The 12,439-nt window shown below is 58.5% G+C and carries 12 protein-coding genes and 1 pseudogene; 8 read left to right on the top strand and 5 right to left on the bottom strand.

Features of this window, described 5'->3' with window-relative positions:
- Positions 1-79: 79 nt before the first annotated feature.
- Entirely contained in the window at positions 80-205 is a 126-nt protein-coding gene (locus R1T46_RS14310) for a hypothetical protein (RefSeq protein WP_266099147.1), read from the top strand.
- A gap of 1,030 nt (positions 206-1,235) precedes the next feature.
- Positions 1,236-1,454, top strand: coding sequence for a GGDEF domain-containing protein (locus R1T46_RS21635; protein ID WP_100690011.1), 219 nt, complete (start codon positions 1,236-1,238; stop codon positions 1,452-1,454).
- A 145-nt stretch (positions 1,455-1,599) separates the two neighbouring features.
- Here R1T46_RS21635 and R1T46_RS14305 read toward each other — a convergent pair whose 3' ends face one another.
- The 5 genes from R1T46_RS14305 to R1T46_RS14285 all read right to left on the bottom strand — a co-directional run bounded on the left by R1T46_RS14305 (position 1,600) and on the right by R1T46_RS14285 (position 6,627).
- Complete coding sequence (locus tag R1T46_RS14305) at positions 1,600-2,097, bottom strand: MarR family winged helix-turn-helix transcriptional regulator (RefSeq protein WP_213480049.1); 498 nt, start codon at positions 2,095-2,097, stop codon at positions 1,600-1,602.
- An 83-nt stretch (positions 2,098-2,180) separates the two neighbouring features.
- Positions 2,181-3,320, bottom strand: coding sequence for a cyclohexanecarboxyl-CoA dehydrogenase (gene aliB, locus R1T46_RS14300; RefSeq protein WP_213480050.1), 1,140 nt, complete (start codon positions 3,318-3,320; stop codon positions 2,181-2,183).
- Between the two features lie 24 nt (positions 3,321-3,344).
- On the bottom strand, positions 3,345-4,127 hold the full coding sequence (locus R1T46_RS14295; RefSeq protein ID WP_213480051.1) for an enoyl-CoA hydratase-related protein: 783 nt from the start codon (positions 4,125-4,127) through the stop codon (positions 3,345-3,347).
- Positions 4,128-4,159: 32 nt separating this feature from the next.
- Positions 4,160-4,927: an SDR family NAD(P)-dependent oxidoreductase gene (locus R1T46_RS14290; RefSeq protein WP_213480052.1), complete on the bottom strand. Its 768-nt coding sequence runs from the start codon at positions 4,925-4,927 to the stop codon at positions 4,160-4,162.
- Positions 4,928-4,962: 35 nt separating this feature from the next.
- Positions 4,963-6,627 (bottom strand): AMP-binding protein, encoded by a 1,665-nt coding sequence (locus R1T46_RS14285; protein WP_213480053.1) that lies wholly within the window; start codon positions 6,625-6,627, stop codon positions 4,963-4,965.
- A 213-nt stretch (positions 6,628-6,840) separates the two neighbouring features.
- Between R1T46_RS14285 and R1T46_RS14280 the strand changes: the two genes are divergently transcribed.
- The 6 genes and pseudogenes from R1T46_RS14280 to R1T46_RS14255 form a co-directional block, all read left to right on the top strand.
- Positions 6,841-7,617: an enoyl-CoA hydratase gene (locus tag R1T46_RS14280; protein WP_213480054.1), complete on the top strand. Its 777-nt coding sequence runs from the start codon at positions 6,841-6,843 to the stop codon at positions 7,615-7,617.
- Between the two features lie 23 nt (positions 7,618-7,640).
- Positions 7,641-8,837 (top strand): acyl-CoA dehydrogenase family protein, encoded by a 1,197-nt coding sequence (locus R1T46_RS14275; protein ID WP_213480055.1) that lies wholly within the window; start codon positions 7,641-7,643, stop codon positions 8,835-8,837.
- 9 nt (positions 8,838-8,846) lie between these two features.
- Positions 8,847-10,001 (top strand): acyl-CoA dehydrogenase family protein, encoded by a 1,155-nt coding sequence (locus R1T46_RS14270; RefSeq protein WP_213480056.1) that lies wholly within the window; start codon positions 8,847-8,849, stop codon positions 9,999-10,001.
- A gap of 43 nt (positions 10,002-10,044) precedes the next feature.
- Positions 10,045-11,226, top strand: coding sequence for an acyl-CoA dehydrogenase (locus tag R1T46_RS14265; RefSeq protein ID WP_317305892.1), 1,182 nt, complete (start codon positions 10,045-10,047; stop codon positions 11,224-11,226).
- Between the two features lie 101 nt (positions 11,227-11,327).
- The gene (locus tag R1T46_RS14260) at positions 11,328-11,537 is read left to right on the top strand and encodes a TRIC cation channel family protein (RefSeq protein WP_198515525.1); all 210 of its coding nucleotides are present in this window, start codon (positions 11,328-11,330) and stop codon (positions 11,535-11,537) included.
- Between the two features lie 295 nt (positions 11,538-11,832).
- Positions 11,833-12,119 (top strand): annotated as a pseudogene (locus R1T46_RS14255) (IS3 family transposase); the annotation flags it as partial.
- Positions 12,120-12,439: the final 320 nt, after the last annotated feature.

Genomic DNA, 12,439 nt, shown 5'->3' with positions numbered 1-12,439 from the left:
GTCCTGTAATGGGACGGGAGCGAAGGGGTTGACTTATCCCGCCTGTGACGTGGGCGCAACCCTGCGGGGGAGGACGCTCATGAACCAGGCCAAACCCTTTCCCATCACCAAGCGTCAGGTGTGGGAAGCATACAAGCGAGCCAAGGCCTACAAAGGCGGGGCAGGTGTTGACGGTCAGTCGATCGAGGACTTTGAAAGGGTCTGATCAACAACCTCTACAAGCTCTGGAATCGTTTGGCGTCGGACAGCTACCTACCGCCACCAGTCAAGCGGGTCGTTATCCCGAAGAGCGATGGCAAGACCCTGCCTCTGGGTATCCCAGCAGTGTCGGATCGTATCGCCCAGATGGCGGTCAAGCAGGCCCTGGAGCCGAGGTTGGAGAGACACTTCCGAATATGTTCAATGCGCGAATCAGGGGTTGGGTCAGGTACTACGCTGTCTTTTACAAGTCGGCCCTGTATCCGATGCCGCGGCAAATAAACCGACGTCTCGTGAAAAGTGGCGACCCGAAAATTCAAGCGACTCAGGGGGCATCGCCGGCGGGCCAGCCATTGGCTGGACCTAATTGCCCGGCAGAACCCTCGGCTGTTTGCGCACTGGCCGCTGTTGTATGGATAGGGTTGGATAAGAGGAGCCGTATCAGCTGAGAGGTTCACATACGGTTCTGTGAGCGCCTCGGGGGGGGGGGAGTAACCCAGGGAGACTCGACGCAACGTTTACGTTCGCAGTCCGAAAGCCGGTGAGCGTTTGATGTGGCTGTTGCGACATTGTTACGGAAAACTGCGCCTGAAGATCAACGACTCTAAAAGCACAGTTACCCTGCGTGTTCGGTCGAGACCACCTACCGGGAGCTTTTGCGTAAGCGCAAGCCCCTGGGTTTGCGGAATTGGTGGCGGCCTTGAGTCGCCGCTGGTGGCATAATAGCCCGTCTGCGATCCATAGTGTGCTAACGATTGCCTATTTCAACCGGTTGAGTGTGCTGCGTCTCTCATGACACCTCAACTCCTCGAACCGTTGGGTGCGGACCCGCTTGCCGGGCGATGTGGGAAGGGGGTAGCCTCATGGCCCCCCCTATCCCGGTTATAAGAGGAATCCGGAGCCAGATTTCCGCCATCGTTATTATCCTGCGGCAGATTAGGTTGGCCTGCGGAAGTTACACTCTGGCGATTTATCAGGAATTGTCTGAGCAGCGATACCTTGTGGTCGGGCTACGGAACGCACTGGATCAGGAGTGATTGCCCGCCCGGACAGATCCTCTCACGTCCATTGCTAACATCCAGAGCTTTCGGGCAGGGCTTGAACGCTCCATCAAACGTCTTTCTCGATACGATCAGCATTTCACGCTAATCAGTATTGATCTGGAAAATTTCAAGCCGATTAACGATGACTACGGCCACGCAGAGGGGGCAAAGTGCTCAAAGTCGTGGGGGTACTCTCAGGTCCGGCCTTCGTAGCGGCGACTTCCCGGCACACATCGATGGCGATGAATTTGCGGTGTTGCTCCCTGATACGAATTTCGACGCGGCCAGGAAGTTCATACCGCGACTGGTCGAGGCCTTGGAGAACAAGATGATTTGGTCAAGCGGGCTGAGTGGGGCGTTATTCGGCTTCGAGATTCTCAGTATCATTATGTTCTGGGACGGTCGATTCCAGCGAAACGTCAATAAGTTCGTGCTGAAGTTTTTTCAGAAGGTGAAGCAGGCTGGCGCCGTCGTCAAAACTCATCCCTCGCATGGCCTGTCGGTAAAACTCCGCAATAGTATCTTGCAGTCGGTACCAGAAAGTCCGACCAGATTCGGTCAGTACTACCAGTCGAGCCCGGCGGTCTTGGGGGTCCGGTATCCGAGTGACATGCCCATCCCTTTCCATTCGTTTGAGGACGCCATCGAGGCTTTGGCGACTGACGTAAAGGTACTCTTTCAGTTGATGGAATGAGGTACCGTCTTCGAATCCTTCTCGAGACAATGCACCCAGTACCGCCCATTGCACAGCACTGATGCCCATCTCATTCTGAACCTTGCGCTGCAAAATGTTTCCAGTCTGGAACAGGCGAAAAAACAGCCGGTTGGGTATGCCTCCGGATTCGTTGACGATCATTTGTGCTCCTTTAGAGCTGTCCTGGTTTTCCGGCCAGGGCAGACTATCTCCGGCACCCCGAATCGCGGAGGACATGGGGCGCATCACCTGGGAAGGTATTCGCGCACAATGATATTTTTCATGATCTGCGCAGTACCGTCACCAATCTGCAGGCCAAGGACGTCCCGTAACCTTTGGGCAAACGGCAGGTCCTCACCCCAGCCGGTATGACCGTGGGCCAGCAGGCACTGTTTCACCACATCAAAGGCCAATTTTGGCCCCCACCATTTATTCATGGCGGCTTCGGCGTTATGGGGCTGGTTGTTGTCCTTGAGCCATAGTGCGTGGTAGCACTGCATGCGCGCAGCATGAACATAGGTCTGGTATTCAGCCAGCGGATGAGTCAGACCCTGGAACGCGGACAGGTTCTGGCCGAAGGCGGTTCGCTCGGTCAGCCATTGCCAGGCTTCCTCCAGGGATTGTTGCGCGACGGCCAGGCACTGCAGGCCAATCAGGGCGCGGCTATAATCAAAGCCCTGCATGACCTGTTTGAAGCCTTTACCCTCGTCGCCCATCATGTTGACGGCGGGCACTTCCACGTTATCGAAGAAAATCGAGCCGCGACCGATAGCACGCTGGCCGTTGTCCTCAAAACGGGTCGTGGTGATGCCCGGCGTGTCCATGGGCACCAGGAACGCGCTGATGCCGGAGGCGCGTTGTTCCACCGTTCCGGTTCTAGCAAACACCACCGCTACGTCGGCCTGGTCGGCCATGGAGATGGAGGTTTTTTCGCCGTTGAGCACGTAAACGTCGCCCTTCTTCTCTGCTTTGAGGCGCAGGTTGGCGGCGTCGGAGCCACCGTGGGGTTCGGTCAGGGCGATGCAGGCCACTTTCTGGCCGCTGGTCATGCCGTGCAGCCACTCCTTCGCCAGGTCCCGTGCAGCGTGGCTGGCAATGATCTGACCGTTCAGGGAAGTCAGCAGCGGGATATAACCGACATTGAAATCCCCTTTGGAGATTTCCTCGATGATCAGGCCACTGGTAACGCAGTCCATGCCGCTGCCACCGAATTCCTCGGGCAGCTCGCCGCCGAGCAGGCCCATCTCGCCGAGCTGGCGGATGACATCCTTTTCGATAACCCCTTCCTGGTCGCGCTTGCGATAACCCGGAGCCAGCACCTCGGCGCTGAAGCGGGCCACAACGTCGCGTATCGCGTTCTGTTCTTCATTAAATGCGAAATTCATGGTGATCTCCGGGCGATCTGGCCGTTACTTGTAGTACTTGCGAAATTCTGGCTTACGCTTTTCCTTGAAGGCCTTCACGCCTTCTTTGGATTCCTCGGTGTCGTAGTAAAGGCTCAGGGCCTGCATGCCGAGGGCGCCGATGCCGGCAATGTTGTCGCTGTCGGCGTTGAACGAGCGCTTGGCGATGGTGAGAGCGGTGGGGCTCTTCTCCAGGATTTCCTCACACCACTTCTGTACTTCCTGGTCCAGCTGCTCCGGTGGCACCACGGCGTTGACCAGGCCCCAATCCAGTGCCTGCTGTGCACTGTACTTGCGGCACAGGTACCAGATTTCCCGGGCGCGCTTCTCACCGACAACCCGCGCCAGGTAAGCGGTGCCGAAGCCGGGATCCACCGAGCCGACTTTCGGGCCGACCTGACCAAAGACGGCGGTTTCCGAGGCAATGCTCAGATCACAGATCACGTGCAGCACCTGGCCGCCGCCGATGGCGAAACCGTTGACCCGGGCGATCACCGGCTTGGGTACTTCGCGGATGGTGCGTTGCAGCTCTTCCACCGGCAGGCCAATCAGACCGCGGCCGTCGTACTGGCCTTCGTGGGCGCCCTGGTCACCGCCGGTGCAGAAGGCTTTTTCACCGGCGCCGGTGAACACGATGACGCCGATGTCCTTGTTCCAGCCGGCGCGGTTGAAAGCGTCCAGCAGCTCCATGCAGGTCAGGCCGCGGAAAGCGTTGTAACGGTCCGGCCGGTTAATGGTGATGGTGGCGACGCCATTGTTTTCGTCGTACAGGATGTCTTCGTAATTCATGGTGTGTTCTCCTTGATCGTGTAACTCGTGGCTTAGCCGGCCATGGTCAGGCCGCCGGATACACTGATCACTTGGCCGGTGATGAAATTGGCATCCTCACTGGCGAGCAGGGCGATGACGCCGGGGTAGTCTTCGGGTTGGGCCAGGCGCTTCATGGGCACCGCGTTGCGGAAGGCTTCCAGTAGCTTCTCCGGATTTGGGGCGGTTTCCGCCACGCCCTTGAGCAGTGCGGTGTCGGTGGGGCCGGGGCAGACCACGTTCAGGCACACGTTCTTGGTGGCCAGTTCCCGGGCCACGGTCTTGCTGAACCCCACCAGGCCAGCCTTGCAGGCGGCGTAGACGGACTCGCCGGAGGAGCCGACCCGTGCCGCGTCGGAGGCAATGTTGATGACCTTGCCGCCACCGGCGGCAATCATTTTGGGCAACACAACGTGGTGCATGTTGAGAGCGCCGGTGAGGTTCACTGCGATCAGCTGGTCCCAGAGTTTGGGCTCGGTTTTCAGGAACGGCATGAAGCGGTCGAAACCGGCATTGTTTACCAGCACCGTGGGCACGCCCAGATCGCTCTCGATGGTCGCCACGGTGTCAGTAATCGCTGAGTAGTCGGTGATGTCGGCGGCGTAGGCGCGGGCCTTGCCCCCGGCTTCGGTAATCAGGCTTGCCGTGACCTGAGCTGCGCTTTCATCACGGTCCAATACGGCCACCAGGCTGCCTTCTTCAGCAAAGCGCTGACACACGGCGCGGCCAATGCCGCCCCCGCCGCCGGTCACGATGACTGTTTTTCCGTTAAGGCCTCTCATGATGACTTGCTCCTGTAGCTGTTAGATCAATGGGATTAACCGCGCTTGGCCGGCTCCAGGCGAACATCTCTGGCCTGCTCGCGCAGTTTGAATTTCTGGATCTTGCCGGATGCGGTGCGAGGCATGGCCTCGATCACTTCCAGGTATTCAGGCAGGTAGTTTTTGGACAGTTGCTGCTCGGTCAGATAGGCCTTGACCTGGTCCAGGGTCAGATCGGTGGCGTTCCCGTCGAGGGTGACGTAGGCACACAGACGCTCGCCCAGGCGTTCGTCCGGACAACCCACCAGTGCCGCATCAGCAATGCCCGGGTACTTGTAGAGCAGGTTCTCCACTTCCACTACTGGGATGTTCTCGCCACCGCGAATCACCACGTCCTTGGTGCGACCGGTGATGCGGATGTAGCCGTCCTTGTCGATGCGTGCGAGGTCGCCGGTGCTGAACCAGCCCTCATCGTCCACGCCATAGAGTTCCGGTCGCTTGAGATAGCCGACAAACAGGCTGCAGCCTCGAAAGAGCAGATTACCTTCTTCTCCGGTCGGCAGTTCGTTGTCCTGAAAGTCGGTTACTTTTACTTCCGTGTAGGGTAGGGGCTTACCGTCGGATTGGCTGGCTCGCTCAGGGGGATCTTCCGGACAGGTCGTGGTGACTGCGCCGTTTTCGGTCATGCCCCAGGCTGAGACAATCTTTGCCTTCAGCACCTTGCCAGCTTGTTCAACCACGGCACTGGGGATCGGCGCGCCGGCGGAGACGAAGATCCTCAGAGAGTCCAGTTCGCCCTCGTGCTTGGGTGCGGTTTTCACCAGATCTGCCAGGAACGGCGTGGCGGCCATGGTGAAGGCCGGTTTCTCGGCGGCAATCACCTTGCAGACGTACTCGGCGTCCCAGATGTCCTGAAGGATAGCGGTGGTCCCCAGGTAAACCGGCATCATGATGCCGTACATGAAGCCGGTCTGGTGCGCGACCGGAGAGGCCATCAGAACCTTGTCATCGGAAGTCAGATGCAGCCGATCAGAATAGGGTCGTACGTTGGATAACAGTGTATTGGAGGTGTGCATCACCCCCTTGGGCTCGCCAGTGGTGCCAGAAGTGTAAAGGAGTTGGGTGGGGTCATCGGCGGTGGGTTGGTATTCGGCAAACAGGGCTTTGGTATCGAATTGTTCCTCCCATGGCGTCTCCAGCAAACGTTGTTCAAAGCTGCGCTCGCCCTCTCCGCCGATGACCAGCAGGGTTTCGAGATCCGGCAGCTCCCCGCGAATGCCGTCAATCATGGCCTCGTAATCAAAGCCACGAAAGACCTTTGGAATTACCAGCAGTTTGGTCTCGCCATGCTTGAGCATGAAGCGCAGTTCTCGCGCCCGGAAGATGGGCATCAGCGGGTTGAGAATGGCACCGACTCGGACGCAGGCCAGATGCAGGGCGGTGGTCTGCCACCAGTTCGGTAGCTGGCAGGCCACCACCTCACCTTTCCCGATGCCCAGGGCCACCAGGCCCGCTGCCATGCGGGTGACTTTGTCATTGAGTTCCCGATAAGTGAGGGCGGTGCGGGTGTCGCTGGTGACCTGGTAGCCGACGATGGCTTCCCGGTCCGGGGTGCTGGCGACTGCCTGATCCAGGTAGTCGGTAATGAGTTTGTCGTTCCAGGCGCCGCTTTCCAGCATGGCGGTACGGCGTTCCGGATTGAGAGTGATGCCTGTATCCATCTGATTCACCTGTTGTGTCCGGTTTGTTTTTGTTGGGGGTAGCCCGCATAAGCAGGTCGTTGCCTTGTCAGTTACAACATACGCCTTCTCAAAATAATATGTCAACATGTTGCCTTAAAAAATATTCGGGTGTAGCCTCTAGAAATCGGAAAAATAAGCTTCCATAGCTTTCATTAGGAAGTAATAAGAAAAATGCTGTTAGTGGAGATGGTTATGGAGTACAGCAACATATTGCTTGAAAAGCACGAGGCTGTGGCCCTGGTCAGACTCAACCGACCAAAGGTCTACAACGCGTTGAACAACGCGCTGATGAACGAGCTGACCTCTGCTCTGGAAGTCCTGGAGGCGGATGAGGCCATCCGCGCCATTGTCATTACCGGCAACGAGAAGGCCTTTGCCGCCGGCGCGGATATTGCGGAAGTCGATGCCCTGGACTTTTCCCGGGCCTACCGTGAGCGCTTCATCTCCGCCAATTGGGAAACCGTGACCCGATGCCGAAAGCCGGTGATTGCCGCGGTGGCGGGGCTGGCACTCGGCGGTGGCTGTGAACTGGCGATGATGTGTGACCTCTTGATAGCCGCCGATAACGCCCGTTTCGGCCAGCCGGAAGTGAAGATTGGCACCCTGCCCGGAGCTGGAGGAACCCAGCGCCTGGCCAGGGCCATTGGCAAGGCCAAGACCATGGACCTGTGCCTAACCGGTCGGATGATGGATGCGCAGGAAGCTGAACGCAGCGGCCTGGTCAGCCGGGGCGTGCCAGCCGGGGAATTGATAGAAACAGCCCTCGCGGTGGCAGCGGAAATCGCCGGTTACTCTCAGATGGCCACCATGATCAACAAGGATGTTGTGAACCAGGCGTTCGAGCCCCCTTTGAGAGCGGGCGTTGAATACGAACGCCGGCTGCTGTGGTCCAGTTTTTCCAGCGAGGATCGCAACGAGGGTATGACTGCTTTTCTCGAGAAACGTCAGCCCCAGTGGAAGCACCGGTAACCTTTAAAAGCTCAGGAGCGACTATGGATATTCATTTCACCCCCCAAGAGCTGGCTTTCCGCAGTGAGGTGCGGGCGTTTCTGGAACAGAACCTTCCGACCGACATTGCAGAGAAGGTCCGTTTGGGCCGTCGGCTTGCCAAAGAGGATCATCAGCGCTGGCAGAGGATTCTCAACCAGAAGGGTTGGTATGCGGTGAACTGGCCGGAAGAGTATGGCGGTACCGGCTGGTCTGTGGTGCAGAAGCACATTTTTGACGAGGAGTGCGCCGCCGCTGGAGCGCCCAGATTGGTGGCGTTCGGCGTCAACATGGTGGCGCCGGTAATCATCAAGTTCGGCACCCAGGCCCAGAAGGATTTTTACCTGCCGCGGATTCTGCGCAGCGAGGACTGGTGGTGCCAGGGCTATTCCGAGCCCGGCGCCGGCTCCGACCTGGCCAGCCTGAAAGCCCGGGCCGAGAGGGATGGCGATCATTACCTAGTCAACGGTCAAAAGACCTGGACCACCTTGGGCCAACATGCCAACCGAATTTTCTGCCTGGTTCGCACCGATCCTTCCGCCAAGAAGCAGGAGGGCATCTCCTTCCTGCTGATCGACATGGATACGCCAGGCATTACCGTGCGCCCGATCATCACCCTCGATGGTGAACATGAGGTCAATGAGGTGTTCTTCGACAACGTTCGGGTGCCGGTGGACAACCTGGTGGGCGAGGAGAACAAGGGCTGGACTTGTGCCAAGTATCTGCTCACTCACGAGCGCACTGGCCAGGCCGGTATTGGCCAGTCAAAAGCGGCGCTGGCACACCTCAAGCAGATTGCCAGTGCCGAGACGGTGGCCGGCCAACCACGGATTGACGATCCCCTTTTTCGCGCCCGGATCGCCGAGTTGGAAATGCGCCTGATGGCGGTGGAGATGAGCACCCTTCGCATTCTGGCCGCCACCCGCGATGGTGGGGTGCCGGAGGCGGAGAGCTCGTTGCTGAAGATCCAGGGTTCGGAGATCCGTCAGGCGATTACAGACCTGATGCGCAAGGCACTCGGGCCGAACGCGCTGCCGTTCCTGGAACCGGAGCTGGAACCGGACTTCCATGGCGAGCCGTTGTATCAGGATTACAGCGCGTCGCCGGCCAGCCAGTACTTTAATCTGCGCAAGCTGTCTATCTACGGCGGGTCCAACGAAATTCAGAAGAACATCATCGCCAAGCTGGTTCTGGAACTGTAGGAGGGGATCATGAATTTTGAACTGAACGAAGAGCAACAGATACTGGCGGATACGGTCGAGCGTCTGGTCCGCAACACCTACAGTTTTGAGCAGCGGGAGGTTTTTTATCAGAGCCCCCGCGGTTACAGTCCGGAGTTCTGGCGCCAGTTGTCGGAACTGGGCATTACCTCGGTGCCCATTGCTGCCGAGTACGAAGGCTTTGGCGGCACAGGCGTGGAAACCATGCTGGTGATGAAGGAGCTCGGCCGGGGATTGTGTCTTGAGCCGTACCTGCATTCCCAGATTTATGCTGCCGGCCTGGTTGAGCAACTGGGTTCCGCCGAACAGCGGCAGTCGATTCTGCCAGCGGTGGCGGCAGGCGAGCGTCTGTTGACGGTGGCCGACGAGGAAGCAGGTAGCCACTACCATCCGGAGGCGATTGAATGCCAGGCGGTGCCCTGTGAACGGGGCTGGCGTCTGAGCGGCCGCAAGCGGGTAGTGATCGGCGGCGAGCTTGCCCACACCATCCTGGTCACTGCCCGGATGAGTGATGGTGAAGGCGTAAGCCTGTTTCTGCTGGACCCGGCGGCTGAGGGTGTTTCGCGCACCGGCTACCCCTGCATAGACGGCCCAAGGGCCTGTGATCTTGCATTGGCTGATGTCTATGTTGAGGCGGACAGCCTGCTCGGGCCGGCGGGTAAGGCCGCGCCTGCGCTGGCCTATCAGCGTGGCCGTGCGGTTGCCGCGCAGTGCGCCGAGGCGGTGGGCAGTATGGAGGAGGCCTTCCGGCTGACTCTGGACTATCTGAAAACGCGCCAGCAGTTCGGTGCCGCAATCGGCCGGTTCCAGGCGCTCCAGCACCGGATGGCTGAAATGCGTGGCGAGCTCGAGCTGGCGCGCTCCATGACCATTCTTGCGGCCTGTGTGGCAGACGACCCGGATTCGGAAAGTCGCAGCCGACGGCTTGCGGCCGCCAAGTTCACCGTGGCCCGGGCGTCACAGCTGATTGCCGAGCAGTCTGTCCAGTTGCACGGCGGTATTGGTATGACCTGGGAATATTCATTGGCCCACCACGCCAAGCGCATGGTGATGCTGACTCATCAGTTCGGGGATGACGACTTCCACCTCGGACAGTATTCGGCCCTGCTGGAGATACCCCGGCAGGCGTCACAGCAGGTGGCTTGACCACCCGCCATCAAGACAAGATCAACAATCGGAGACAACCGACATGGCCAACCAAGCAAGTTTCAACTGGGAAGACCCGCTGCTGCTGGACCAGCAACTGACCGAAGACGAGCGTATGGTGCGCGAAAGTGCTCGCCAGTTTGCCGAAAGTAAGCTCCGGCCCCGGGTGCTGGAAGCCTTCCGCAACGAACAGACCGATCCGGAGATATTCCGGGAAATGGGCGAGACCGGCCTGCTGGGATCTACCATTCCCGAGCAATACGGCGGTAGCGGCCTGAACTACGTGTGTTATGGCCTGATCGCTCGGGAGGTGGAGCGGGTGGACTCCGGTTACCGGTCCATGATGAGTGTGCAGTCATCCCTGGTGATGGTGCCCATCTACGAATTCGGTAATGAGGAAACCCGCCAGAAGTATCTGCCCAAACTCGCTTCCGGAGAATGGATTGGGTGTTTCGGGTTGACCGAACCAGACCATGGCTCCGATCCCGGCAACATGGCGACCCGCGCCCGCAAGGTGGACGGCGGTTACCGCCTGACCGGCACCAAGATGTGGATCACTAACAGCCCGATCGCTGATGTGTTCGTGGTCTGGGCCAAGGACGACGACGGCGCGATTCGCGGCTTTGTGCTGGAGAAGGGCTGGGAGGGCCTGACTGCCCCGGCGATTCACGGCAAGGTAGGGTTGCGGGCCTCGATCACCGGTGAAATCGTGATGGACGGCGTCTTTGTGCCGGAAGAAAACGCCTTCCCGGACGTGCGGGGGCTGAAGGGGCCGTTCACCTGCCTGAACTCCGCCCGTTACGGTATTTCCTGGGGTGCCCTCGGCGCTGCCGAAGACTGCTGGCACACCGCACGTAAATACGTGCTTGATCGAAAACAGTTCAATCGACCTCTGGCCGCCAATCAACTGATCCAGAAAAAGCTGGCAGATATGCAGACCGACATCACCCTGGCCCTGCAAGGCTGCCTGCGTCTTGGTCGGATGAAGGATGAGGGCACGGCGACTGTCGAGATCACTTCCATCATGAAGCGCAATTCCTGTGGCAAGGCTCTGGATGTTGCCCGCCTGGCCAGGGATATGCTCGGGGGTAACGGCATAAGTGATGAATTCGGGGTGGCGCGACACCTGGTGAATCTGGAAGTGGTGAACACCTATGAAGGCACCCACGACGTGCACGCCCTGATTCTTGGTCGAGCCCAGACCGGGCTTCAGGCGTTCTTCTGATCTTTTGTGCAGGGGCCAATATAGGCATTGGCCCCTTTTAGTCAGCCCGGATGTTTGAGCAATAACTCGGCAAGTAGCGTCGGACACTCGACCCATGGCACGTGGCCAATGCCTTCCAGAATCAGCGGAGCCGTCTGTTTCCTGCAGGCTGCCGAACCGAATCAGCACAGCACAATCTCCCCGGCCATTGCAGCCAGGCCCTTGGTGGCGGAACTGTCCGGCACCTTCTTCTGGGTAACTTCCCGGTCACCTGGACCCAGCGCCCTCGCAATATCTATCTGACCATTACCGTGGCCCGGTCACCATCGTGATTGCTCTCTTCGTGCGGCATCTGCACCAGTTATTTCTTGTTTTGGATGCCATAGGTCAGGGGGCGTTTATGATTATTGGCTGCAATGTCGCGCCCAAACTGGGCTATGACAACATGGCGGTGATGGCACGCACATAACCACCAGCTTTTTTAGCGGTACCATCAAGGATATCCCAAGTAACCGGACTTTGCAGGTGCTACGTCGCGAACTTTATACCAGCGTTTCACTGGTAGTTGCTTTTATGCACCTGACCTTGTTTCGTCAGAGCGTGGCCGAGAACGTAACCCTTCTTGCCGCGTTCAGCCTGGACTGCTGTAATCGGGAACTGAGGCGATACGTGGCGATGACCATTTGCATCACCGTCGAGAAGGTTCGGGACTTACTTTTGAAAAGTCTGGAATATTGCTTCGGCCAGTCTAAGCGTGTTCCGCAACCGCTGGAATGGCTGACGGACAACGGCATGGCTGAGACTTTCATGAGAGATTCAAATGGGACCATCCTTACCTGATCGATCTTCGTGATGCAACCACTGTAATGGCGAAGTTAGCGGAATGGAACGAGGACTATAACCGCAGCTACCCGCTGCGCCAGGACCGTCCTCGTGGCGATCGCAAAGTACGAGTTGCTACCGAGGAGATTGTGCGTTTGACGGCACAATCCTGTCCGGTCAATGTGATGCATTGGAGCACCCGTTCGATGGCAGAGCAATGACAAACACAAGTCCGGACACGGTCCGCCGGATTTGGCGGGCTCACGGGCTGAAGCTCTATCGTTTGCAGCGTTCAAGATCTCACGTGATTGGCTGGACGTTGGGCTGACCATGGGTCATTGAATACAGGATCACAACCATTAGCGCCATAGTCCATTCCCAGGCAGATGTTTTTCTGTTCGCTATAATCCTG

This window comes from Marinobacter salarius (assembly GCF_032922745.1).
Taxonomy (GTDB): Bacteria; Pseudomonadota; Gammaproteobacteria; order Pseudomonadales; family Oleiphilaceae; genus Marinobacter.
The sequence above is the reverse complement of the archived record's forward strand: the minus strand, read 5'-3'. Positions and strand labels throughout refer to the sequence as shown.